A 25,075-nucleotide genomic window follows, 5' to 3' on the forward strand; every position below is an offset into this window, starting at 1 on the left:
GTAAGGATTAATTTTATATGCAAAAAACCTCGTTTAAGGATATTAAACGAGGTTTTTTGTATTGCAGAACTATACTTTAATTAAAAAGAAGTTTTCATTTTATTTTTTATTTCTTCCAAACAAAGGTTATTGATGCTTCCTTCGTGTGTATGCTTGGTTTCTTTCGGTGATTGATAAGCACCTGCTTCCAATTGCTCGGCAACAGCTTTGTAAGCATCTCTAAAAGGCATTCCAGTAACAACCATTTCGTTTAAAGTATCAACAGTAAATAGGTAATCGTATTTTTTATCTGCAAGAATATTATCTTTCACCTTAATGTCCTTGATAGAGAAAATAGCAATATCCAAACAAGCTTTCAGGTTTTGAATTGCAGGAAACAATCCTTCTTTCAATAATTGAAAATCCCTGTGGTAACCACTTGGAAGATTATTTGTGATTAAAGTAATTTCATAAGGCAAAGCTTGAATCTTGTTGCATTTACCACGAATTAACTCAAAAACATCAGGGTTTTTCTTGTGTGGCATAATGCTGGAACCCGTCGTTAAATGGGAAGGCAAACCAATGAAATCAAAATTTTGGCTCATATACAAACAAACGTCCATAGAAAATTTTGAAAGCGTAGCAGCAACACTACTCATTGCAAAAGCAACTGTTTTTTCCGATTTTCCACGGCTCATTTGTGCTGCAACCGAATTGTATTTTAAAGTTTCAAAACCTAACTCTTTGGTGGTAAAAGTTCTGTTGATAGGGAAGGAGCTTCCGTATCCTGCAGCTGAGCCTAATGGATTTTGATCAACAATTTTCAAAGCGGCATTCAGCATTGTGATATCGTCAATCAAGGTTTCGGCATAGGCGGAAAACCACATTCCGAAAGAGGAAGGCATCGCAATTTGAAGATGTGTGTAACCCGGTAACAATACATTTTGGTGTTTCTCTGCCGATTCCATCATTAAATCAAAAAGCGTTTTTACTTGCTCTTTTAATTCTTTGACAACATCTTTTAGGTATAAGTTCACATCGACCAAAACCTGATCGTTACGGGAACGTGCGGTGTGGATTTTTTTTCCGGCATCGCCCAATTTTACCGTTAGTAAATATTCTATTTTGGAATGTACGTCTTCAAAGCTGTCTTCGATTTCGAAATTTCCGTTTGCTATGTCTTTTATGATTTCGTTTAAAGCTACTACCAAGGATTCGGTTTCGTCATTGGTCAACAGTCCGATTTGTCCCAACATTTTGGCATGCGCAATCGATCCTAAAGCATCGTATTTGGCCAAAACCAAATCAAGTTCCCTGTCATTTCCAACTGTAAAATGTTCGATTTGTTTGTCTGTTGGTATTCCTTTTTCCCAAAGTTTCATAATTGGATTTTTAGATGTTTAAGTCTTTTTCTATCTGATTGTTAGATTATTAGATTACTTCGATTATCTAATAATCCAAAAATCTAATGATCTATTTATTTAAAAAGTCTCCCAGTATTTTGATATACAATTGGATTCCTTCTTCGATTTCGTTTACAAATATAAATTCGTCAGCTGAATGCGACCGCAGGGATTCCCCAGGCCCAAGTTTCAAGGACTGACAGCTCAAAACCGACTGATCCGAAAGGGTTGGCGAACCATAGGTCGTTCTTCCCAATGCGATTCCGGCTTGAACCAAACCGTGTGAAACGGGAATGGACGAGGCATTTAAGTGCATCGAACGCGGTGTTATTTGCGCAGTTAGATTCTTGTTGACGGTTTCTAAAATTTCGACATTGCTGTAACAATCATTCACACGAATATCAACTACCAAATGGCATTCGGCAGGAACTACGTTATGTTGTTTTCCAGCATTGATTTGGGTCACGGTCATTTTTACGGGCCCTAAAACCTCCGATACTTTCTCGAATTGATAGCTGTTGAACCATTGAATAACAGGCATTGCATTGTAAATTGGATTGTCAGGATTATTGTGAGCCGCATGACTGGCAGTTCCTTTTACAACAACATCGAGTACCAACAAGCCTTTTTCGGCCACAGCCAATTGCATCAAGGTAGGCTCGCCCACGATAGCGCAATCCAACTCCGGTAAATGTTTTAAAACACTGTTTAATCCTTTTTTACCACTGCTTTCTTCTTCGGCAGAGGCTACCATTACAATATTGTGAGATATGTTTTCTTTGGCATAAAAATAAGCAAAAGTCGCCATAAGGGAAACCAAACAACCTCCCGCATCATTACTTCCTAATCCGTACAATTTACCGTCTTTTTCGATGGCTTTGAACGGGTCGTTGGTGTAACCCTGATTCGGTTTTACGGTATCGTGATGGGAGTTGAGTAATAGTGTTGGTTTGGATTTGTCAAAATGTTGATTGAAAGCCCAAATATTATTGTTTTCCCGTTTGAATGGAATGCTGTTTTGCTTGAACCAATTCTCGATTAAAAGCGCTGTTTGCTCTTCTTCACTCGAAAAGGAAGGAGTTTCAATCAGCGATTTTAATAAAGCGATGGCTTCTTGTGTTAGGGTTTCTATGTTTTTCATGTTTTTTACCGCAAAGGCGCAAAGACGCTAATTTTTTTATTTTTACTTTTAAATTCGTGAAAATTCGTGTAATTCGTGTTTCAATTTTTTATAATTCAATGCTTGTGCAAATCGCTTTTTCGTTTTGCAACATTCGATGATGACCAATTTTTATTTTTTGAACACCTTTGGACAAGCTGTTGAAACAGTTGTCTAATTTAGGAATCATACCGGAATGTATCGCTTTTTCTGCCTTTAATTTAGTGTATAATTCGTGATTGATTTGCTCGATTACCGAACTGTCGTCATCAGCATCGTACAAAACACCTGGTTTTTCGAAACAGTAAGTCAAAGTAACTTCAAATACTTCGGATAATGCAATAGCCAGTTCACTGGCAATGGTATCGGCATTGGTATTTAATAATTGCCCTTTTCCATCGTGTGTGATGGCACAAAAAACAGGTGTTATTCCACTTTTTAGCAATGTTTCCAATAAAGGGGTATTCACTTTTTGCACATCCCCCACAAAACCATAATCAATTGTTGGGTGATTTCTTTTTGTTGACAAAATCAAATTACCGTCTGCACCCGAAAATCCTACAGCATTGGTATTGTTGGCCTGCAATTGAGCAACTACATTTTTGTTGATTTCACCTGCATAAATCATCACTACCACATCTAGCATTGGAGCATCAGTAATACGACGTCCGTCAATCATTTGAGGTACTAATCCAATACTTTGCGCCATTTTGGTTGCCGATTTTCCGCCACCGTGAACGAGTACTTTGTATCCTTCAATTTTTGAAAAATCAGCTAGGAACTGTTTTAATTCCGATGGATTGTCGATGATGTTGCCACCAATTTTTATGATAGATAATTTAGTCATTTTATTTGTCTAATTTTTTCAAAATCTTCTGTAAAACCAATTGAGCCGAATAGGTTCTGTTATTGGCTTGCTGTATCACAATCGAATTTTCGCTGTCGATTACTTCGTCCGTCACAATTACGTTACGTCTTACAGGCAAACAGTGCATGAATTTGGCATTGTTGGTCAGTTTCATTTTGTCGGCTGTAATTGTCCAATTTGGGTCAGAATTAGTAATTTTTCCGTATTCTTTATAGTTGCTCCAGTTTTTGGCATAGATAAAATCAGCATTTTCAAAAGCTTTGTCTTGATCGTATTCGATCTTGGAATCCTTTGTGATTTCTGGGTTAAGTTCATAACCTTCTGGGTGCGTAATGACAAAATCCATTTCGGTTTGTAATTGCATCATTTCCACAAATGAATTGGGAACGGCTTGCGGCAATGCTCTTGGGTGTGGTGCCCATGACAGAACCACTTTTGGTCTGTGTTTGGTTTTGTTCTCGGCCATTGTGATAGCATCAGCAAGGGATTGTAATGGATGTCCTGTTGCACTTTCCATATTTAGAATTGGCACAGTTGCATATTTCAAGAAACCATTCATTACAGTTTCGGCATTGTCTTTTTCTTTGTCAACCAAACCTGCAAATGCTCTGATGGCAATAATGTCGGCATATTGGGAAACTACCTCAGCCGCTTCTTTAATGTGTTCCGAAGCGCCTTGGTTCATGATAGTTCCGTCTTCATATTCAAGCGTCCAGCCTTCGCTTCCGAAGTTCATTACCATAACGTTCATTCCTAAATTTATAGCTGCTTTTTGAGTACTTAAACGTGTTCTCAAACTAGAATTAAAAAACAACATTACTAAGGTTTTGTTTTTTCCTAGTTTCTTGTTTTTAAGGGGATTTTTTTTAATTTTTATGGCTTCTTTTACCCATTTTTGGAGTGAATCTATTTCTTTTATTGAGATGTAGTTCATGGCTTTTTTGTTTAGTATAGATACTTATGATTAGACGCGGATGAAACGGATTCGCTAAAGCGAAGACACGGATAAGGCGCGGATTTTTTATTTACTTATATTAATTTCATGTCGATTAAACGGATTCGCTAAAGCGATGATTCGGATAAAAGCAGATTTTTATTTTACTTATGATTGATGCCGATTAAACGGTTTTTCTTTTCTTTCGATTATTTTCATATATTTTCCTTTTAAATTCGGGTTTCTTTCCAAAGTTTAAAAGCAATCCTACTTCACAATCAGTTGCTCTTAGATAGTTTAAAATTTGATTTTCAAAATCTTTTACAATACCATCTGCAGCCTTTAATTCGAGGATGACAGCATTTTCGATGATCAAGTCAGCATAGTATTCACCAACTTCGGTTCCTTTATAGTAAACATTAATTTTCTTTTGAGCTTCAACTTTATAACCTTTATTTTTTAATTCTAAATACAGGGAATTTTGATACACTTTTTCTAAAAAACCATAACCCAGTTCATTATAGACTTCATAAAAAGTTTTGATAATAACATCTGTTAACTCTTGATGTAATAAACCCATATTTAAAATCAGTTTTATCTGTTTTCTCTTTTTTTTTACAATCTAAAGAAATTCAATATTAAAAAAATCAGTCTTTATCAGCGTTTTTGCTTCAGCAAATCTGTATCATCGGCGTACCATACTACACAATCTTTGTGAAAGCAATTTCATTAGCTAAAGCCTTCAACATAAAATTATCCTCGAGTCCGTTTACAATCCAAGTTTCAATATTCGCAGCTTTGGCAATGGCTGCCGAATCGATTTTGGATTGCATCCCACCTGTTCCGTGAGAGGATTTTTTATCTCCAATTTCTTTTTGCAAAAGCGATAAATCAGTTACTAGTTCTATCGTTTCTGGTACTTCATCGTGTATTGACGATTTGGTATAAATACCGTTGGTATTGGTTGCAATTATCAGAATATCAACGTTTAATAAAACAGCGGCCAATGCTGCTAATTTATCATTATCCCCAAATTTAATCTCATCTGTAGCCACAGTGTCATTTTCATTGATAATCGGGATATAATTGTTTTTGACCAATACATTGATTGTATTTACGATGTTGACTTTGGACTGTTGCTTTTCAAAATCAGAATAGGACAACAAACATTGCGAAGTGAGTAGTCCCAAATCACTGAAGTTTTCGTGGTAAATCCGCATCAAATGTGGCTGACCAATTGATGCCAAAGCTTGTTTTACAAAAACATCTTCATCCTGATTTTCCAGTTTTACAAATTGTTTGGCCGCAGCAATTGCTCCTGAGCTAACAATGATAAACTCGTATTTGTCTTGTAAAGCAGCAATTTGAATTCCAATATCCTCAATCTTTCCTCTCGAAATGTGATTGGTCTCTTTGGTTAAGGTGTTGCTGCCTAACTTTAGTAATATTCTTTTTTTAGCCATTTTTATTTTTTTAACCACTTATGGATTTAACCACAAAGGGCACAAAGTTTTTTATAATTGAAATACTCAAAAAACGCAAAGTTCACAAAGCTTTGTCTCTAAATATTGAAATATTTATTCTAAAACCTGAAATCTTAAATCTGCAATCTTTTATCTTATCTGTCCATCACCATAAACGTACCATTTATTGGTCACCAAATGCTGTAATCCAATTGGGCCGCGTTGGTGTAGTTTGTCTGTGCTGATCGCTAATTCTCCGCCTAATCCAAATTGACCGCCATCGGTGAATCGGGTAGAGGCGTTTTGGTATACTGCTGCAGAATCCACATTCTCCATAAATTCTTGTGCCACAACATCATTTTGAGTGATGATGGAAGCCGAATGTCCTCCACAATATTTGTTTATTTTTTCAATTGCTTCTTCATCAGAATTTACGACTCCAATAACAATTTTATAATTCAAAAATTCTTCGTACCAAATTTCCTCGTTTTCAATTGTAGGCACCTGAGTAGCATTTGCAAAAGCGGTATCACCTAAAATTTCAACATTATATTTTTTTAGTTCCGCTACCAATTCTGTTGCAAAAACTTGCCAATTAGGTAATTTAGTATCAATCAAAACCTTGTCTAAAGCATTACAAACACCGATATTGGTTGTTTTTCCGTTGATGATAATGTCAAGAGCCTTTTTCAAATCGGCTTCTTGATTTACGTAAACAAAGTTATTTCCGCGTCCACTTACAATTACTGGACAAGTAGCGTGTTTTTTAGTAAATTCAATTAATTGTTCTCCACCACGAGGTACAATTAAATCGACTTTTTGTGTTGGTTTTTCTAAAAATGCTTGAGTTTCTGCGCGATTGTAATTTAAGTATTCTACCCAATTCGTATCAATTTCATTTTCCTCTAAGGCTTGGTACCAAAGCGAAACAATTTTTAAATTAGACAACAAAGATTCTTTTCCGCCTTTCAATAAGATTTTATTTCCGGATTTGAATGCAATTCCTCCCGCTTCCACGGTTACATCAGGTCGGGATTCATAAATAATCATAATTGTCCCGAAAGCAGCTGTTTTATTGGTTACTTTCATTCCGTTTTCATGAGTAAAATCAAAACGGATTTGCCCGACAGGATCTTCTTGGCTAGCCAATTGCTTCATAGACAAAATCATTCCGTCAATTTTGGCATCATCAACCAATAAACGTTTTTCCATAGCCAAATCCTCTCCAGAATAATTATTTAAATCCTGTTGATTAATCGCTTTAATGCTGTCTCTTTCTTGTTCTAAAAGTACAGCCATTCGATTCAGAACTGCGTTTCTTTTTTCTATGGATAATAAATGGTTCATTGGTCTTTTGGTTATTGGTTAGAGTTTATGCTTTTTAAAAAAGAATAAACTTTTACTTATTTGTTTGGTAACCTTTGTCAAAGTTGAAAACATTGACAAAGGTTTATTGGGAAATTATGCTTTCAATTCAGCCAAGCTTTCTTTCAAAGCAATTATAAACGTATCGATAGCTTCCTTTTTGACTGTCAAAGGAGGAAGGATTCTCAATAGTTTTTTGTTGTTGGCACTTCCTGTGAAAATCAGTTTTTCGACAATCAGTTTTTTGCGTAATGGTCCTACTTCAAAATCAAATTCCACTCCCAGCATCAATCCTTTTCCTTTTACCTTAACAACTTCAGGAACTTGTTTGATAGCTTCAAGGAAATATGCGTAAACGTCATTTACGTTGTCTATTAGTTTCTGATTTTCGATTACTTCCAAAACTGCGATTCCGGCAGCACAGGAAAGGTGACTTCCTCCAAAGGTAGTTCCCAACAATCCGTGGCTAGCGGTGAATTTTGGTGAAATCAGAATACCACCAATCGGGAAACCGTTACCCATTCCTTTGGCTAGTGTAATAATGTCCGGTTTGATATTGTGGTGTTGAAAGGCGAAAAACTTCCCGCTTCTTCCATAACCCGACTGTACTTCGTCTAAAATTAAAACCGCTTCGTATTGATTGCAAAGTTTCTCCAATCCTTGGAAAAACTCGGTTGTTCCTTCGTCCAATCCGCCAACTCCTTGAATTCCCTCAATAATCACTGAGCAAACATCACCTTTTTTCAATTCGGTTTCCACCAAATCAAGGTTGTTCAAAGGCAGGAAAGTAACCACTTGCTGCGCATTAATTGGAGCGACAATTTTTTTGTTGTCGGTTACTGCAACTGCAGCCGAAGTTCTTCCGTGGAAAGAGTTGTCAAAAGCAATCACTCTTGATTTTCCGTTGTGGAAAGAAGCCAGTTTCAATGCATTTTCATTGGCTTCAGCTCCAGAACTGCACAAGAATAAGCTGTATTCTTCGCATCCTGAAAGTTTGCCTAATTTCTCTGCCAATTCCACTTGCAATGGATTTTGGATGGCATTCGAATAAAACCCAAGATTATCCAATTGATTTTTCAATTTGGCTACATAATCCGGTTGTGTGTGTCCAATGGAGATTACTCCGTGGCCACTGTATAAGTCTAAATATTCCACACCATTTTCATCTGTTATTGTGCAGTCTAGTGCTTTTACAGGAGTGATGTTATATAATGGGTAAACGTCAAATAACTTCATTTTTATTGTTTTTTAGTTTGAAGTTTCAGGTTTAAAGTTTCAAGTTCTGTGAGTAACCTGAAACTTTAAACTTTAAACAAATTTTTTCTAGAATCCGCTTGGTTTCAAATGCAATCCTGTGGTTTCTTCCAATCCAAACATCAAATTCATATTTTGGATGGCTTGTCCCGAGGCGCCTTTGACTAAATTATCGATTACCGAAGTAATCAAAATCCGGTTTCCTTTTTTCATTAAACTAATAATGCATTTATTTGTCTGAACCACTTGTTTCATATTGATACCAGTTGTGGTAACACTTACAAAAGGTTGGTTTTTATAAAACGCTTCGTATTTTGTTACAAGATCCTCTAGACTTTCGTTACAATTGGTATATAAAGTGGCAAAAATTCCTCTTGGAAAATCCCCTCTATTCGGAATGAAAAGCAATTCGTTTTTGTAATCATCCTGCAATTGGTGTAAACTTTCTGAAATTTCGCCCAAATGTTGGTGATCAAAAGCTTTGTAATGCGACATATTGTTGTTTCTCCAACTAAAATGCGACGTTTCTGCAAGTCCAACTCCAGCACCGGTGCTTCCAGTAGTGGCGTTGATATGCACATCGCTGTTCAATAATTTGGCTTCCGCCAATGGCAATAAAGCCAATTGAATCGCAGTGGCAAAACAACCTGGATTAGCAATGAATTGAGCGTTTTTAATAGCCGATTTGTTCAATTCAGGTAAGCCATAAACGAACTTTTTACCGTCAAAAACTTCGTCTTTGTGCAATCTGAAATCATTTCCTAAATCAATGATTTTGGTATGACTTGCAAACTGATTTTCGGTCAAAAATGTTTTTGATTTTCCGTGTCCCAAACACAAGAAAACCACATTTACATTAGGGTTTACAGTATCGGTAAAGTTCATTTCGATATCGCCCAACAAATCGTGGTGCGCTACTGAAAGCGGTTTGCCAGCGTTGGTTGTACTATATACAAAATCTAATTTTGCATTAGGATGAAACATCAGGATTCTGATGAGTTCTCCGGCAGTATAACCTGAACCTCCAATTATTCCAACATTAATCATAATTTTTTAATTTTAAAACGTATTATAAACTTTATACGTTGTGTTACTTTCCTGCAAGGTTTTTTTTAAACCTTGTAGGTATGATTTAGGAACTTTAAATACCTACAAGGTTTAAAAAAAACCTTGCAGGATAAAATCACTTATATTTCCTGTTTAGCCCCGATTGAAGTGAAAATCCTTTTGTGCCGGTGTTCGGCACAAAAGATTGTAACGGAAAGCGGGAACAATGTTTCTGAAAAAGCAAAATATTTCTGCTCCTTTAAAAAAATATTACTCGTAAGTTTCGTTGTTTACAGATGAAAATATGTTTTGGGCATTCCCTAAAATTTTAATAAATCCTTTCGCATCGTCAGATGTCCAAGCATTGTTCATTTCTCCGTATTGGCCAAAACCAGTATTCATCAAATCATTTGCAGACTCAATTCCGTCCAATGAGAAGTGGTATGGTTTCAAAGAAACAGTTACCGTTCCGTTTACCGTTTTTTGAGTGTCTTCCAAGAATGTTTCGATGTTACGCATAACTGGATCTAGGAATTGGCCCTCGTGGAATAACATCCCGTACCAGTTTCCTAGTTGTTCTTTCCAATATTGCTGCCATTTTCCAAGAGTGTGTTTCTCTAGTAAATGGTGCGCTTTTATAATGATTAAAGGAGCAGCGGCTTCAAAGCCAACTCTTCCTTTGATTCCGATAATGGTGTCACCTACGTGAATATCTCTACCAATTGCATAAGCATTTGCCAGTTTTTCTAAAACTACAATATTGTTTGAAGGTTTGTCAGCTTTTCCATTTACAGCAACTAATTCTCCTTTTTTGAATTCTAAAGTTACTTTTTCTTCACCTGTTTTTTGTAATTGCGAAGGATATGCTTCACTAGGCAATGGAAGTCCAGAAGTCAAAGTTTCTTTTCCTCCAACACTTGTTCCCCATAAACCTTTGTTGATGGAATATTGTGCTTTTTCCCAAGAATATTCAACTCCATTTGCTTGCAAATAGGCTACTTCTTCCTGACGGGATAATTTTAAATCTCTGATAGGAGTAATGATTTCGATTTCAGGAGCAATCGTTTGGAAAATTAAATCAAAACGAATTTGGTCATTTCCAGCACCGGTACTTCCGTGAGCAATCGCTTCGGCACCAACAGATTTAGCGTATTTTATCGCTTCGATAGCTTGAAAAACACGCTCAGCGCTTACAGATAAAGGGTAAGTGTTGTTTTTCAATACGTTTCCGTAAATTAAATATTTAATTGCTTTGTCGTAATATTTATCTAGAATGGTAAGATTAGCGTGTTTGGCACTTCCCAATTCATAAGCTCTTTCTTCGATTGCTTTTAGTTCGGCATCGTCAAAACCACCAGTGTTGATTAGTACTGTATGAACTTCATACCCTTTTTCATTTTTCAAATATTTAAGACAATATGAAGTGTCTAATCCTCCGCTGTATGCTAATACTACTTTTTTACTTCCCATTTTTTATTGTTTTGTGGAGGTCGTGAATCTCCGATTTCATAATTTTTTTTTTTTTTGCTTTAGGCATTGGCAAGTCCATTTGCTTCGGGCATTATATTTCTTGGTTAATTACTTTTTTAAAAATAAAGATTTTTTAATGGCTATTAATCTATTGAGAACTCTCACATTAAAAGGATGTTTTGGCGGGTCTTTCGGTTTCTCTTTCGGGTCAAAAAGCATTCCGGTACACAAACACATTTTATAATCTTTGCTTTTTAGGATTTCAAAATTGGTACAGGTTTGACACCCTTTCCAAAAACTAGGATCATTTGTAAGTTCCGAAAAAGGAACAGGTTTGTACCCCAAATCCGAATTGATTTTCATTACAGCCAAACCAGTTGTGATTCCAAATACTTTGGCTTCCGGATATTTTTGTAAAGAATAGTCAAAAACAAACGATTTTATTTGTTTGGCCAATCCCAAGTTTCTATAATCAGGATGTACAATTAATCCCGAGTGCGCTACAAACTGGCCATGTTGCCAACTTTCGATATAGCAAAAACCGGCAAAAATTCCGTTGTTAAGTGCAATCACAGCATCTCCCTTCTCCATCTTTTTTTGGATGTATTCCGGTGTTCTTTTGGCAATTCCAGTACCTCTCAACAGGGCAGATGATTCTATCGTATCGCATATTTCCTGCGCATACTTATAATGTTCTTCCTGAGTTACTACAATAGAAATGTTCATTTCAAGAGTTATATTTTAGGTTAAATAATGTACTGTAATGAAGTTTGAAATGTTCTGATTTTGCACTATCAAATATAGAATAAATGAAGCAAAGAACAATCCAAATAATTGAATTACAGATAGATAAAATTTGTTTGGTAATTTTTTTAGGATGTATTAATCCAAATAAAAATGGAAATAATTTCAAAACGATAAAAATAAGAAATGAATAATATAATACGATTACACTATGGAGGCTATAGTTATAGCATCCGTACTTCGGGAGAAGTCGTAGGTGTAATTATCCGAGAGATAATTGTTTTATATGTTTCTGTATTTTTCATTGGTGCAAAAGTACATATATTTTTCAAACCAAATGCTAAATTTTTTGTAAAAGTCAAATTTTTAACAAATCAATCTATTTTTGTAATAAAAAAGAAAATTTCAATTCAAAAGACTGTTTTCTAGTGTTATTTTTTCTTTTTTTCAAGAGGGAGGTAGTTTGGATTCAAAATTAGTTTTCAAAATCTTTTACTTCGTCAGTTCGCAAAAGCTCGTGTGGGCGTGACCCCATTGAGCAAAGGGGCTTACTTATAGTATCGATTATGCAGCCCCCTTCGCTCAACGGGGTCGGGCTATCCACGCTACTTCGGTAGCTTGCTTCAAATGAAATTCACTGAACTCCTATGAAAATAAATGTATAGTGAGGTAATCCCTCACGCGAGACAGCTTTAAGGAAAACGCGAGATTTTGTTTTCCATAAGATCTTAATGATATGAAAATAAATGCTCTTTTAAAAAATGTAAGAGATATTAGGTATATTTGAAAAAGTGAAAAATTCGAAACGAATTTTGGTTAATACTAAAATTTGTAAATAAACATAAACTCCCAATTCGTAATGGAAGAAAAACAAACAAAAAAGAAACTACTCATTCGGAAAGTGATCAAAATTATTATGATTGTGGCTTTGGTGAGTGTTATACCGTATTATTATTCGAGAAATAAGTCGGTGGGGAAAGAATTAACGGCATTGGTAACTAATTATAACAATGCTTGCCCGATGATGATTAGTAATGATATTCGAATGGAGAGTGTAAATACATTGCCAGATAATACTATTCAGTATGACTTTGTATTGGTGCATGTTCAAAAAGAAAACATTGATGTCGAAGCTTTAAAAAAGTCTGTGGAAAAAGAAATATTGGTAAGTTCCAAAACGAATCCGAGCCTTGAAGCTTTCAGGGATAATGGTTCTACTGTTATTTATCATTATATGGATATCAACGGAAAAAATCTGTTTATAGTTACATTGACACCGGAAATGTATTGATAGAAGATTGATTAGCCATCAAATAAGATTTTTTTTTAAGTAAGAAATTGCTAAACACAAAACCACCTCGTTTAAAAGTTTTAAAACGAGGTGGTTTTTCATGTAATTAATCCGTCAAACATGATAAATATCAATATTTACGAGGTTTTATACTCCTAAATTTGTTGTCTCATTGACAAGTATAAGTTTGTCTAAATTTTTCGGATAGACTTAGGTTGTTGCAATTTAGGGAAACTATCATGATTAAAAGAGGACTACTTTATCTACTTTTTATAAGCGCATTATCTGCTTGCAACCACACTGAAAACACCAATTTATCTCCACTACAAAAACTGGAAGAAGGGAACAGAAGATTTGCTTCGGGAAAACCAGTACATCCTGATGAAACCCTCGAAAGATTGCGGGAACTTAAAAAAGGACAACACCCATTTGCAGTTGTTATAAGCTGTTCGGATTCCAGAGTGCCAGCCGAGCTTGTTTTTGACCAAGGCCTCGGGGATATATTCTCGATTAGAACTGCAGGAAATGTTATTGGGGACTACGAATTGGGAAGCATTGAATACGCCGTTGAGCATTTGGACTGTAAGCTGATCGTTGTCATGGGGCACAAAGATTGCGGCGCTATTAAAGCATTTATCAATTCTAAAGGGCAATATAACCATGCGGATCATATTAAAAATATAATTAATTACATCGAAAGCGAGAACGAAGAAAAAAAGCTAACCAGTACCGATAAATTATCTGTTGATAAAGCTATTGATGCCAATATTGCTCATGGCATAAATTTTTTAAAATCTGCAGAACCAATTTTAAAAGAACGTTTTGTCCAAAATAAAATTACTATTACCGGAGCTTTGTATGATATCGAAACCGGCATAGTAACTTTTAAAAAATAAAATACATTAGAATGAAAAAGTACTTTATTTATTGGATATTTATTTTATTGCCTATTATTTCTTTTGGACAAAAACAGACTAACGACGGAAAAGTTGCTCCTATACCTTTAATATCAACTTCGAAGCTGTCCCTGTTAAAAGATGTCGATGTTATTTTTAATACCCGTATGGCTTTTGATAATTATTTTGTTGATGGTAATCATGTAAATTCTCTTTTTTCGGTCAATCAATTCCGATTTGAAGTGAAAGGGAAAATTCATGATAAAGTGTTTTTTCGATTCAGAAACCGATACACCAAAATAGCTGACCTCAACACTGTGGACAATATAAGTCGTTCGGTGGATATGGCTTATTTAACTGTTGATGTGGCCCCGCAAACGAAATTGTCTTTCGGGAAAATGATTGGCGATTGGGGAGGTTATGAACTCTTGACGAATCCAATTGAAATTTTATCCTATAATACGATTAACAATGCCGCAGAAAATTTTATGGTTGGGGCTGCTCTTTCGTATGCATTAAACGATCATAAAAATAAGTTCAATCTACAGCTGTTAAATTCTAGAACTAAAACCTTTCAAGAGCAATTTGGAACAACGGTACCTCCAGGGATTACCGCTACCAAAACACCTTTGGCTGCAGTAGGTAATTGGAAAGGCAGTTTTTTTGACGGTAAATTGGAAACTACATATAGTTACAGTTATTTTATCGATGCCGAAAATACCAACAGGAATTTTATTTCTCTAGGGAATAAATATAAAAATAATAAGCTGGTACTGTATTATGATTTTCAATACAGTAAAGAGGATTTGGATCAAAAGGGAGTGGTCTCAAATATTATCAAAAGTAAGAATCCTTATGCAGCGCAAGATGTTTCCTATGTCGAGAATTGGATAAGAGCAGAATATCAGATTCGTCCAAAAGTAAATTTATTGCTTACGCTCATGAATGACAATTCTTATTGGAATGGCAATTCAGATATCAATAAAGACAGTCATTTGTTAACTTCCTACGGTATTATCCCGACGGTCGAATATTCTCCTTTTACAGATTTTAATATGAAGTTTTACGTAGGTTATGTGGCTAAAAAATGTAATTATTCTGCTTACGCCGAAAATAATTTTAATGCGGTTGATGGGATTACAGGGCAACTCAGTTTTGGTATAATTGCGCCGCTGTTGGTTTTGTGATTGGTTCTGTTGTATCTTTACAAACTGTCTTAAACAGAGTATATAAAATGACTGAACTAATCGCATTTATAAATCATTTTCAAGAACTTGATTCCGAAACAGAAGAAGCTATTAAAAAATATTTTGTCAAAGAAATATATAAGAAAAATGAATTTATAATTGAAGCTGGAAAGGTTTGTTCCAAAGTAAGCTTTATTGAATCTGGGTTAGTAAGAAGATTTTATTATGATGATGGAGATGATGTGACAAAATGGATATATTCCAGTAATCAGTTTATTACTTCATTGAGTAGTTTTTTTGAACAAAAACCATCTTTTGAATTCTTTCAGGCTTGTGAAGAAACTGTTGTATATTCCTTATCATATGCTGATGAGCAAATTTTATTAGAATATGCGTTATTTTCTAAATTTCATATAAAGCAACTTCGGCTTTATCTTTCAGGATTAAATGAGTTTCACCATTCCTTTAAATTGATGAATGCTCAAGAAAAATATTTTTATTTGCTTACTACATTTCCACAGATTATCGAAAAAGCAAAACTTAAGCATATTGCATCACTCATTGGTGTTAGCCAAGAAACTTTGAGCAGAATAAGAGCTTCAATTAATTGACTTTACATCAATAAAAATAAGTTGGATTTTTCTAACATTTGTCGTCAATTTAAATAGACATAATGTGAAGAATACAATCATTGGAAAAAAGGCTGTCATTGGGAAAAATGTGCATATTGGAAATTTTACCACAATAGAGAATAATGTAGTCATTGGAGATAATACATGGATAGGTAATAATGTCAGTATTCTTGAAGGTGCTAAGATTGGTGAAAATTGCCAAATTCATTCTGGAGCTGTTTTATCTGGAATTCCACAAGATTTAAAATATAATAATGAATTTACTTCGTTAGAAATTGGCAATAACAATATTATACGAGAGTTTGTAACTATAAATAAAGGAACGGTATCAAAGCAGAAAACGATTATTGGAGATAATAATTTATTGATGGCTAATGCTCATATTGCCCATGATTGTTTGATAGGTAACAATTGTATTATTGGATATAGTGTTGGGATGGCAGGAGAAGTAATTGTAGGGGATTGGGCTAATATTAGCGGATTGACTGCAATACATCAATTTTCGATTATTGGAGAGCATTGTATGGTAAGTGGTATTAGTCGAATTGTAAAAGATGTTCCGCCTTATGTGATGGCAGCTCGTGAGCCTTTGAGTTATGTAGGTTTGAATACTGTAGGCTTAAAAAGAAGACAATTTGAACCGGAAAAAATAAATGAACTGAAGGAAATTTATCGAATTATTTTTCAGGAAAAAAGAAATACTACATTAGCATTGGAATTTATTGAAAAGCATTTTAAACAAACTATAGAACGGGATAAAATTATACATTTTATAAAGCAATCAACTCGAGGGATTATTAAGGGAAATAAAGAATAAAATTGATACAAAAAAAAGCAACTCGGATTGGAGTTGCTTTTTTAGTAATATTTTAAGGGTTTTATTTTCTAAACTGATTGTTAGTGATAACCCCATTGATTTTAGATTTTAAATCCTCGCTAGTATCATAAACCATTTGCTCGCTGGTTGGAAAAGGGACAACTTTGTTGTAGAAATTTGGGCTGTAATTATCATCGGCAGCACGAGGATCACCTTTGTAAGTGGCAAAAGTATTTTCAAAAACAAACTGACTAGTAATCGGGAATGATCCTATGGATTGTTTGGTTTTATTGTCGATATAATCTACTTTGGCCGTGATTTGACATGATTTAAATTGTTTAACTTCGTTAATTTTTACCATAGCATTAATCGTATAGTCGATCATTATAGGTTTTCCCTGTTTGTCTAAAACGATTTTTCCATTAGCATCAACTTGCTTTCTTTGTCCGTCAACTACTTGACGTTCTTTTGTGAATTCTCTTTCTTTTATTTGTTCAGGAGATATTAAAATCGATCTGAAGTTAATTAGCATGCCGTAATCATAGGTGATGTCTTTTTGTTTTTCACTATGATAAATTGTCCATTTATCATTCAAATTATAGCTTTTGAAATCCAATAAATCATTTTGAAGTTCCACAGGAATAATCATATTGGTTTCGTTTTTGGTATATACAATAACGTAATCAGTTCCTTTAAGCTGAGCTTCATCAAGCATATCAGCAATATTTTTGTAGTTATGATTTATTTTATCCAAATAGATTAAATCATCATAAACCCTGCGGTAATTCATTTTGTCTTTGGTTAGCATCAAAGCTTTTGCATTGGTATACAAATAATTGGACAAAGCATTTTTACTGCTAATAATTTGGTCATTATAATCATCAAATGGGAAAATAGCATTTCTTTCTTCTTTGATTAATTTTAGTGGAAGCAATGGTTTGATTTTCTCTTGACGATCATGCAAAGCCAAATAGGTATTGTATATTTTCTCCAAATTACTTGGATTGTTTTCTTTTTTTAAAAAAGAAATAGTGTTTAAATCTCGTTCTTTGACTTTGGCGAAAGCCTCCTCAAGTAAATAGATATAGTCTTGTTTTCCTTTTTTGTCTTTATTGGAACGCAAGTTAGAAAGTGCGATGTCAATTGCGGCGTCATAATTTCCGGAAGCCAAATTATTTTGGGTTTGTTTTACGCCACAAGAGGTAATTAGTACAAAAAAAGCAATTATTAGAGTAATTTTTTTCATTTTATGGGGGTAATGAATTATGTCAATCGTTTGCTAAAATATTTTTGCAAATCTAATATTCCTTAGTAGACTTTGCTAAAAATATTTCAAAAAAAAACCGACAAGTATAAATTTGTCGGTTATATAAAAAAGTATTTGGTTATTGTCTTACAAAGGGAGGAAGGAGCTTACTGGAACATTCTCCAAAACCAATACGAACTTGTCCATTTTGGCTATGTCCTTTAATAATTACTGTATCACCATCATTTATGAATTTTCGTTCGGTACCGTCATTTAATTTGATAGGGTTTTTACCACCCCAAGTTAATTCCAACATTGATCCATAACTGTCTGGTGTAGGACCGGAAATAGTTCCGGAACCCATCATGTCACCCGAGTTAACACGACATCCATTTGATGTATGATGTGCCAGTTGCTGACTCATAGTCCAATACATATATTTGAAATTAGTTCTGGAAACAACCGTTGGCTCAGCATTTTCTGGAGCAATTGCTACTTCAAGATTAATATCGAATGAGTGCTTTCCTTTTTGTTGTAAATAAGGGAAAGGAGTTGGTTCTTGCTTGGGTCCTTTGGTTTTGAAAGGTTCCAAGGCATCCATAGTGATAATCCAAGGAGAAATTGAAGAGGCAAAGTTTTTGGCTAAGAATGGTCCTAGTGGAACATATTCCCATTTTTGAATATCGCGAGCACTCCAATCGTTCAATAAAACCATTCCAAAAATATAATCTTCAACTTCACTGATAGGAATGTTTTCCCCCATGATGTTGCAATCGGTAGTTATAAAAGCAGTTTCTAATTCGAAATCAACTAAACGAGAAGCTCCAAAAACAGGCATAGTTTCGCCATTTGGCAAGGTTTGTCCCATAGGTCTGTGTACTGGAATTCCTGATGGAATAATAGTAGAACTTCTTCCGTGGTATCCTACCGGAATGTGTAACCAGTTTGGCAATAAAGCATTTTCTGGGTCGCGAAACATTTTTCCAACGTTGGTAGCGTGTTCTCTGCTAGAATAGAAATCTGTATAATCACCAATTAATACAGGAAGTTGCATCTCAACATCTTCCATTTTAAAAATCACGATATCTCTATGTGCGGTGTTATCTCTTAATTCGGGATTTGTTGCGTCAAAAATTTCGGCGATTCTATTTCGTACCAATCTCCATGTTTTTTGACCATCAGATATAAAATCGTTCAAGGTATCCTGCATGAACATGTCATCCGTCAATTCGATTCCTTCAAAGTAATTTAATTGTTGTAAAGCACCTAAATCGATTGCAAAATCACCAATTCTAGAACCTACAGTGACAATATTTTCTTTGGTAAGAAAAACTCCAAATGGAATGTTTTGGATAGGGAAGTCGCTGTCTGGCAGTACTTCTAACCATGATTTTCTACTAGTGTCGTTGGCTGTTATTGGCATGATAATGTTAATTGATTGTTGAAAATTACTTGTCAAATATATTATAATCTAGGGGTTAAACAAACGTTTTTTTGTATTTTTGCGTCAAATTAACGAAAATCAAAGAAATGCAACGCGACGAACAAATTTTTGACCTCATTCTTGAAGAACAAGACAGACAAATTCACGGACTAGAACTTATTGCTTCTGAAAACTTTGTAAGTGACGAAGTAATGGAAGCTGCTGGATCTGTTTTAACTAATAAATATGCTGAAGGATATCCTGGCAAAAGATACTACGGAGGATGCGAAGTAGTAGATGTAGTAGAACAAATTGCTATCGACAGAGCTAAAGAATTATTTGGTGCTGAGTATGCAAACGTACAACCTCACTCAGGTTCACAAGCTAATACAGCTGTATTTTTTGCTTGCTTGAAACCAGGTGACAAAATATTAGGTTTCGATTTATCTCACGGAGGACACTTAACTCACGGTTCACCAGTAAACTTTTCTGGACGTTTGTACAATCCTGTTTTTTATGGAGTAGATCAAGAAACTGGTCGTTTAGACTATGATAAAATTCAAGAAATTGCTACTAAAGAACAACCAAAATTAATCATAGCAGGTGCTTCGGCTTACTCTCGTGATATGGATTTTGAGCGTTTTAGAGTAATCGCTGATAGTGTAGGTGCTATTTTAATGGCAGATATTTCTCATCCTGCTGGACTTATCGCCAAAGGTTTGATGAATGACCCAATTCCTCATTGTCATATCGTTACAACAACAACTCACAAAACATTGCGTGGACCTCGTGGAGGTTTGATCATGATGGGTAAAGATTTTGAAAACCCATGGGGATTAACTACACCAAAAGGAGAAATCAGAATGATGTCTGCTTTATTGGATCTTGCTGTTTTCCCTGGAAATCAAGGTGGACCATTAATGCACATTATCGCTGCCAAAGCAGTAGCTTTTGGTGAAGCATTAAAAGATGAATTCTTTACTTATGCTATGCAATTGCAAAAAAATGCAAACGCAATGGCTGATGCTTTTGTAAAAAGAGGATATAATATTATTTCTGGAGGAACAGACAACCACATGATGTTGATTGACCTTAGAAACAAAGGAATTTCTGGAAAAGAGGCTGAAAATGCTTTGGTAAAAGCAGAAATCACCGTAAATAAAAATATGGTTCCATTTGATGATAAATCTCCATTTGTAACTTCAGGTATCCGTGTGGGAACTGCAGCAATCACGACTCGTGGTCTTGTTGAAGAAGATATGGAAACTATTGTTGATTTGATCGACAGAGTTTTGGTAGATCATACTAACGAAGATGTTATCGAAGAAGTAGCCAATGAAGTAAACGAAATGATGAGCGAAAGAGCTATTTTCGTATACTAATAATTAGGTCTTAAAGTTTTTAAAGTCGAAAGTCGAAAGTCTTTGATTAGAATTTAATATTCTGTCTTAGTTTTGGCTTTCGACTTTTAACTTTATGGCTTTTGACTTTATAACTTTTAGATTTTAAAAAAATGGGCGTATTACGATTACAACTACCAACCGACCCAAGATGGGTAAATATTGTAGAAAAAAATATTGAAGAAATCTTGACTGATCATGCTTGGTGTGAACAAAAAGCGGCTACAAATGCTATTACGATTATAACAAATAATTCAGAGCATCAGGATTTGGTGAAGGATTTATTGGCTTTGGCTAAAGAAGAAATTGATCATTTTGAACAAGTACACAATATCATTATCAAACGCGGACTAAAATTAGGTCGTGAGCGAAAAGATGATTATGTAAATGAATTGTATTTGTATATGAAAAAAAGTGGTGACGGAAGCAGAGTTTCAGGTTTGGTGGAACGTTTGTTATTTTCAGCCATGATCGAAGCCAGAAGTTGTGAGCGTTTCAAAGTGCTTTCCGAAAATATCAATGACGAAGAACTGGCTGTTTTCTATAGAGATTTAATGGAAAGCGAAGCAGGTCATTATACTACCTTTATCACTTATGCCCGAAAATATGGAGTAGGAATCGATGTCGAAAAACGATGGAGAGAATGGCTGGAATATGAAGAATCGATCATTGCCAATTACGGTAAAGGCGAGACAATTCATGGATAGTTTTTTTGCATTGTGTTAGTAATTAATGAATTGAATATGGTTTAAAGTTGCTTATTTGTGATGAATTTTTTATATTTATCGAAAACCAAATAAGTAATGCTATGAGATTCTACATAAATTATGATGTAAATATTGCTTGTAGAGTTATTTTGCAAGAGCAATTAGATTTGTTAAATATTAAATACAAACTGTTGCCCTTGGGAGGATTTGAAATAAGCAATACCGTTTCTGAAGAACGTTTGAATACGCTAAAAGAGAATCTTGGCAGGTATGCTATTGACATAGTAGATGATCAAAAAAAGCACCTTTTTCAGCAAATTAAAGAAACCATTGTTGAAATTGTATTTGATAAAGACAAATATCCGAATACTAATATTTCGTATTATCTTTCAGAAAAGTTTAATTTAAGTTATGGCCACTTGGCGAGTATATTTTCTGAATATACTTATACCACAATTGAAAATTTTATTATTATTCAAAAAATTGAAAAAGTCAAAAAGTTAATTATTGAAGAAAAATTAAACATGACTGAAATTTCATATGAACTGAATTATAGCAGTGTGGCACACTTATCCAGTCAATTTAAAAAGGTGACTGGTTTGACTCCAAGTATGTTTAAAAGAATTATTGAAAAGAGAAAACAATTGATCAATAATTAAATTTAAAATTTAATCCAAGAGATCTATGACAAATGATTTAACACCTCTAAATATTTTTTTGGCAGATGATGATGAAGATGACCGCAACTTTTTTAGTGAGGCCATTGAAGATCTTAAAATGAAAAACAAGCTTACATTATTCAATGATGGAAAAGACTTGATGGATTATTTATTTGATCTTGATTCTAGTTTGCCCGATATTTTATTTCTCGATTTAAACATGCCTTATAAAAATGGATTGGATTGTCTCAAAGAAATTAGAGCTGATGATCGATTTAAGGATGTTTCTATCGCCATATATTCCACATCTTCATCTGAAGAGGATATTGAAAATACCTTTATCGAAGGAGCAAATATTTATATAAAAAAGCCTAATGATTTTTCAGAATTGAAAAAAGTCATTAAAGGTGTTTTTCATATGAATTGGCAATTTCACGTTTCAGGTCTAAACAAGGAGACTTTTTTCTTTAGTATCTAATCGAAGTAGAGATGAATTTTTTTGGATTATATAAAAACACTCAAGTATTTAAAATTGCTTTGATAGTGGCAATAGTCGTGATAGGCTATATTGCTAAGGTCTTTTATATTCAAATGCAAAAACTGGATACCTCGGTTGAATTAATTGCAACTTCAAATAAAACACAATTTGAGTTGGAAAAACTCTTGTCTATAATGGGCAGTTACGAAATGAGTCTGCGAAATTATATTATTACCAAAGATGAAACCTATTTGGAAGATCGCTTTTTTAATAAGGGAGAAATTGAGGGATGTATTAAGAATCTAAAAAAAATTGCGGGTAATAATTCAACTAAAATTAAAGATGTTGATAGTCTAAAGAATTTGATAGACTATAGATTTAAGCTTTTTAGAGATATTTTATTAATTCAAAAAAGCAAAAATAAGAACAGTACGGAATTATATGTAAAACTCCTCGAAAGCAGTTCTTGTACAGAGAGTATGCACTCTTTTGTTTATAAGAGAATTAATGATGAAATAAGCAAGATTAAACGCTATAATATAAATCATCAATTTGAGCTTAATGATTCTATAATAAGTGCTTTTCTATTGGTTCTTCTTTCCTTAATGATATTATTACTGTCATTTAATAAAATGGACGCTGATATTGATGAACTTAAAAAGACTAATGATGAATTAAAATTCACTAATCTTTCGTTTAAAAATGCTGAGGAAATTGCTGGATTTGGTCACTGGAAATTTAATTTAGACAAGGAAATCTATTCATTTTCAGATAATTATTACCGACTGATGGGAGTAGAGCCACATGCTTTTGAACCCAGTTTAGAAAATGCTACCAAATTTTTGCATCCAGATGATTATAATAGTGCGATTCAAATTCATAATCAATCCTTAATCGATCATTTACCCACTTCGACAGTGTTGCGCTATTTGTTGCAGGACGGAACTATAAAATACATTATGACCGTTGGTAGCTTTACCAGAAATAGTAGTGGTGATTTGATTAAAATGGGTGTCAATTATGATATTACTGCACAGTATAAAAAAACGCTGGAGATAGAGGAAAGCAATAAACAATTAAAAGCGATTAATGCCGATCTTGAATCTTTTAATAGTATTGTAAGTCATGATCTTCAAGAACCACTTCGTAAAATTCAAATGTTTGTTTCCCGAATTGCAGAAAAAGAGCAAGAATCGCTTACAAGCAGTGGTAAAGAATATTTTGCAAAAATTCGGTTGGCGGCCAATAAGATGCAAACACTGTTAATCGATTTGCTAAATTATTCCAGAGTAGTCAAAGGAGATAATATTTTTGTAAAACTAAATTTAAAAGAATTAGTTGAGCAATGTCTTCAAGATTTATCAGTAAGTATTGAAGAGAAAAAAGCTGAAATTGAAGTTCTGGACCTTCCAGAAATTAATGGAATAGGATTTCAAATAGAACAGTTGTTTGTGAATTTAATTTCGAATTCGCTTAAGTACAGTAAAGAGAATGTACCTCCAAAAATAGCTATCAAATCTGGAAAAATTACCAAAAATGAAATGTACAATGATAAAATTATTTCCAATTCAGAATACCATAAAATAATAATTTCCGATAATGGAATTGGTTTTAAACAAGAATATGCGAATAAAATATTCCTGATATTTAAACGTCTAGAAACCGATCCTAAATATACTGGTACAGGAATTGGTTTGGCAATTTGTAAAAAGATTGTTGAAAACCATAATGGATTTATAAAAGTAAAATCCAAACTTGATACTGGCACCAAATTCTCAATTTTTTTCCCTAAATAAATTAAAAAATAATGATTACAATAAATGAAGCTTCGATTGTCGATTACGTGACAATTCAAAATATTGCGCATCAAACTTGGCCTATTGCCTATGGAGAAATTCTTTCGAAAGCGCAATTGGATTATATGCTGGATGCCTTTTATAATGAAGAAGCATTAAAAGATAGTGTTGCCAATAAAGGGCATCATTTTATATTAGCCAAAGAAGGTGAGGAGACTTTAGGTTTTGCTTCCTATGAGCATCATTACAACCAAAAGCAACAAACAAAAATTCATAAAATTTATATTTTGCCAAAAACACAAGGCAAAGGAATTGGCAAAAAACTAATCGATTTTATTGAAAAGGTTGCAAAAGAAAACGATTCGAATGCACTTTCATTAAATGTAAACCGATTTAATAAAGCATTACATTTCTATCAAAAATTAGGCTTTGAAATCGTAGAAGAAGTTAATATAGAATTGGATTACGGTTACCTAATGGAGGATTATGTGTTGGAAAAACCGATTTATTAAAATACTATTTTGTCATGACAGAATCAAAACTGTTTTTCTTTTTTAGATGATGACAAAAAAGCAAAATATCTCCCATTAGCCCCGATTGCAGTGAAAATCCTTTTTGTCTCGTCCTAAGACGAGACAAAAAGATTGCAACGAAAAGCGGGACGATGTTGCCTAAAAAAGCCAAATCTTTCTGCTCCAAAATTAATAGCAATAATCATTTTTTTAGAAATATACCCTAAAACCGAAGCCACAAGCCTCGGTTTTTTTGTGCTTTTATATTTTTAAAACTAAGAATGGTGTTTTTTGTGTTATGTTAAAAAATGTTATTTAATATGCTGTAATACAGTAAAATAATTA

Annotated in this window: 25 protein-coding genes; 12 read left to right on the top strand and 13 right to left on the bottom strand. The window is 34.1% G+C overall.

Annotated features, from left to right (window positions below):
- Positions 1-80: 80 nt before the first annotated feature.
- The 11 genes from argH to AC1DY0_RS10230 form a co-directional block, all read right to left on the bottom strand.
- A complete protein-coding gene (gene argH, locus AC1DY0_RS10180; RefSeq protein ID WP_477188489.1) occupies positions 81-1,361 on the bottom strand; it encodes an argininosuccinate lyase in 1,281 nt (426 codons plus the stop codon).
- Positions 1,362-1,452: 91 nt separating this feature from the next.
- Entirely contained in the window at positions 1,453-2,523 is a 1,071-nt protein-coding gene (locus AC1DY0_RS10185; protein ID WP_477188490.1) for a M20 family metallo-hydrolase, read from the bottom strand.
- Positions 2,524-2,611: 88 nt separating this feature from the next.
- Positions 2,612-3,388: an acetylglutamate kinase gene (gene argB / locus AC1DY0_RS10190; protein WP_477188491.1), complete on the bottom strand. Its 777-nt coding sequence runs from the start codon at positions 3,386-3,388 to the stop codon at positions 2,612-2,614.
- A 1-nt stretch (position 3,389) separates the two neighbouring features.
- Positions 3,390-4,343, bottom strand: a complete 954-nt coding sequence (locus AC1DY0_RS10195; protein WP_477188492.1) for an N-acetylornithine carbamoyltransferase — start codon at positions 4,341-4,343, stop codon at positions 3,390-3,392.
- A gap of 184 nt (positions 4,344-4,527) precedes the next feature.
- Positions 4,528-4,923 (bottom strand): GxxExxY protein, encoded by a 396-nt coding sequence (locus AC1DY0_RS10200; protein ID WP_477188493.1) that lies wholly within the window; start codon positions 4,921-4,923, stop codon positions 4,528-4,530.
- Positions 4,924-5,044: 121 nt separating this feature from the next.
- Complete coding sequence (proB, locus tag AC1DY0_RS10205; RefSeq protein WP_477188494.1) at positions 5,045-5,806, bottom strand: glutamate 5-kinase; 762 nt, start codon at positions 5,804-5,806, stop codon at positions 5,045-5,047.
- A gap of 150 nt (positions 5,807-5,956) precedes the next feature.
- Positions 5,957-7,153 (bottom strand): glutamate-5-semialdehyde dehydrogenase, encoded by a 1,197-nt coding sequence (locus AC1DY0_RS10210; RefSeq protein WP_477188495.1) that lies wholly within the window; start codon positions 7,151-7,153, stop codon positions 5,957-5,959.
- A 114-nt stretch (positions 7,154-7,267) separates the two neighbouring features.
- The gene (locus AC1DY0_RS10215; RefSeq protein WP_477188496.1) at positions 7,268-8,407 is read right to left on the bottom strand and encodes an aspartate aminotransferase family protein; all 1,140 of its coding nucleotides are present in this window, start codon (positions 8,405-8,407) and stop codon (positions 7,268-7,270) included.
- Positions 8,408-8,494: 87 nt separating this feature from the next.
- On the bottom strand, positions 8,495-9,472 hold the full coding sequence (argC, locus tag AC1DY0_RS10220) for an N-acetyl-gamma-glutamyl-phosphate reductase (RefSeq protein ID WP_477188497.1): 978 nt from the start codon (positions 9,470-9,472) through the stop codon (positions 8,495-8,497).
- Positions 9,473-9,742: 270 nt separating this feature from the next.
- Entirely contained in the window at positions 9,743-10,942 is a 1,200-nt protein-coding gene (locus AC1DY0_RS10225) for an argininosuccinate synthase (protein ID WP_477188498.1), read from the bottom strand.
- Between the two features lie 108 nt (positions 10,943-11,050).
- Positions 11,051-11,668, bottom strand: coding sequence for a GNAT family N-acetyltransferase (locus tag AC1DY0_RS10230; RefSeq protein WP_477188499.1), 618 nt, complete (start codon positions 11,666-11,668; stop codon positions 11,051-11,053).
- Between the two features lie 204 nt (positions 11,669-11,872).
- Here AC1DY0_RS10230 and AC1DY0_RS10235 point away from each other — a divergent pair, with 204 nt between their 5' ends.
- The 6 genes from AC1DY0_RS10235 to lpxA all read left to right on the top strand — a co-directional run bounded on the left by AC1DY0_RS10235 (position 11,873) and on the right by lpxA (position 16,509).
- A complete protein-coding gene (locus AC1DY0_RS10235) occupies positions 11,873-12,115 on the top strand; it encodes a hypothetical protein (protein ID WP_477188500.1) in 243 nt (80 codons plus the stop codon).
- A 430-nt stretch (positions 12,116-12,545) separates the two neighbouring features.
- A complete protein-coding gene (locus tag AC1DY0_RS10240) occupies positions 12,546-12,977 on the top strand; it encodes a hypothetical protein (RefSeq protein ID WP_477188501.1) in 432 nt (143 codons plus the stop codon).
- A gap of 239 nt (positions 12,978-13,216) precedes the next feature.
- Complete coding sequence (locus AC1DY0_RS10245; protein WP_477188502.1) at positions 13,217-13,873, top strand: carbonic anhydrase; 657 nt, start codon at positions 13,217-13,219, stop codon at positions 13,871-13,873.
- A gap of 11 nt (positions 13,874-13,884) precedes the next feature.
- Positions 13,885-15,060 carry a porin gene (locus tag AC1DY0_RS10250; protein ID WP_477188503.1) on the top strand — a complete coding sequence of 392 codons (1,176 nt, stop codon included), beginning with the start codon at positions 13,885-13,887 and terminating at the stop codon, positions 15,058-15,060.
- 47 nt (positions 15,061-15,107) lie between these two features.
- Positions 15,108-15,671: a Crp/Fnr family transcriptional regulator gene (locus AC1DY0_RS10255; protein WP_477188504.1), complete on the top strand. Its 564-nt coding sequence runs from the start codon at positions 15,108-15,110 to the stop codon at positions 15,669-15,671.
- Between the two features lie 64 nt (positions 15,672-15,735).
- Positions 15,736-16,509 carry an acyl-ACP--UDP-N-acetylglucosamine O-acyltransferase gene (gene lpxA, locus AC1DY0_RS10260; protein WP_477188505.1) on the top strand — a complete coding sequence of 258 codons (774 nt, stop codon included), beginning with the start codon at positions 15,736-15,738 and terminating at the stop codon, positions 16,507-16,509.
- A 61-nt stretch (positions 16,510-16,570) separates the two neighbouring features.
- On the opposite strand, the gene AC1DY0_RS10265 is transcribed toward lpxA, so the two are convergent.
- Positions 16,571-17,755 (bottom strand): hypothetical protein, encoded by a 1,185-nt coding sequence (locus AC1DY0_RS10265; protein WP_477188506.1) that lies wholly within the window; start codon positions 17,753-17,755, stop codon positions 16,571-16,573.
- Positions 17,756-17,894: 139 nt separating this feature from the next.
- Positions 17,895-19,178, bottom strand: coding sequence for a fumarylacetoacetase (gene fahA / locus AC1DY0_RS10270; protein ID WP_477188507.1), 1,284 nt, complete (start codon positions 19,176-19,178; stop codon positions 17,895-17,897).
- Positions 19,179-19,285: 107 nt separating this feature from the next.
- On the opposite strand from fahA, the gene glyA reads away from it, so the two are divergent.
- The 6 genes from glyA to AC1DY0_RS10300 all read left to right on the top strand — a co-directional run bounded on the left by glyA (position 19,286) and on the right by AC1DY0_RS10300 (position 24,730).
- A complete protein-coding gene (glyA, locus tag AC1DY0_RS10275; protein ID WP_477188508.1) occupies positions 19,286-20,560 on the top strand; it encodes a serine hydroxymethyltransferase in 1,275 nt (424 codons plus the stop codon).
- 131 nt (positions 20,561-20,691) lie between these two features.
- Positions 20,692-21,285, top strand: coding sequence for a MiaE family protein (locus AC1DY0_RS10280; protein ID WP_477188509.1), 594 nt, complete (start codon positions 20,692-20,694; stop codon positions 21,283-21,285).
- 101 nt (positions 21,286-21,386) lie between these two features.
- Positions 21,387-21,944, top strand: a complete 558-nt coding sequence (locus AC1DY0_RS10285; protein WP_477188510.1) for a helix-turn-helix domain-containing protein — start codon at positions 21,387-21,389, stop codon at positions 21,942-21,944.
- 25 nt (positions 21,945-21,969) lie between these two features.
- Complete coding sequence (locus AC1DY0_RS10290; protein WP_477188511.1) at positions 21,970-22,422, top strand: response regulator; 453 nt, start codon at positions 21,970-21,972, stop codon at positions 22,420-22,422.
- A gap of 11 nt (positions 22,423-22,433) precedes the next feature.
- A complete protein-coding gene (locus AC1DY0_RS10295; RefSeq protein WP_477188512.1) occupies positions 22,434-24,218 on the top strand; it encodes an ATP-binding protein in 1,785 nt (594 codons plus the stop codon).
- 11 nt (positions 24,219-24,229) lie between these two features.
- Entirely contained in the window at positions 24,230-24,730 is a 501-nt protein-coding gene (locus AC1DY0_RS10300; RefSeq protein ID WP_477188513.1) for a GNAT family N-acetyltransferase, read from the top strand.
- The last annotated feature ends 345 nt before the right edge of the window (positions 24,731-25,075 follow it).

The organism is Flavobacterium sp. P1_E4 (assembly GCF_056405915.1).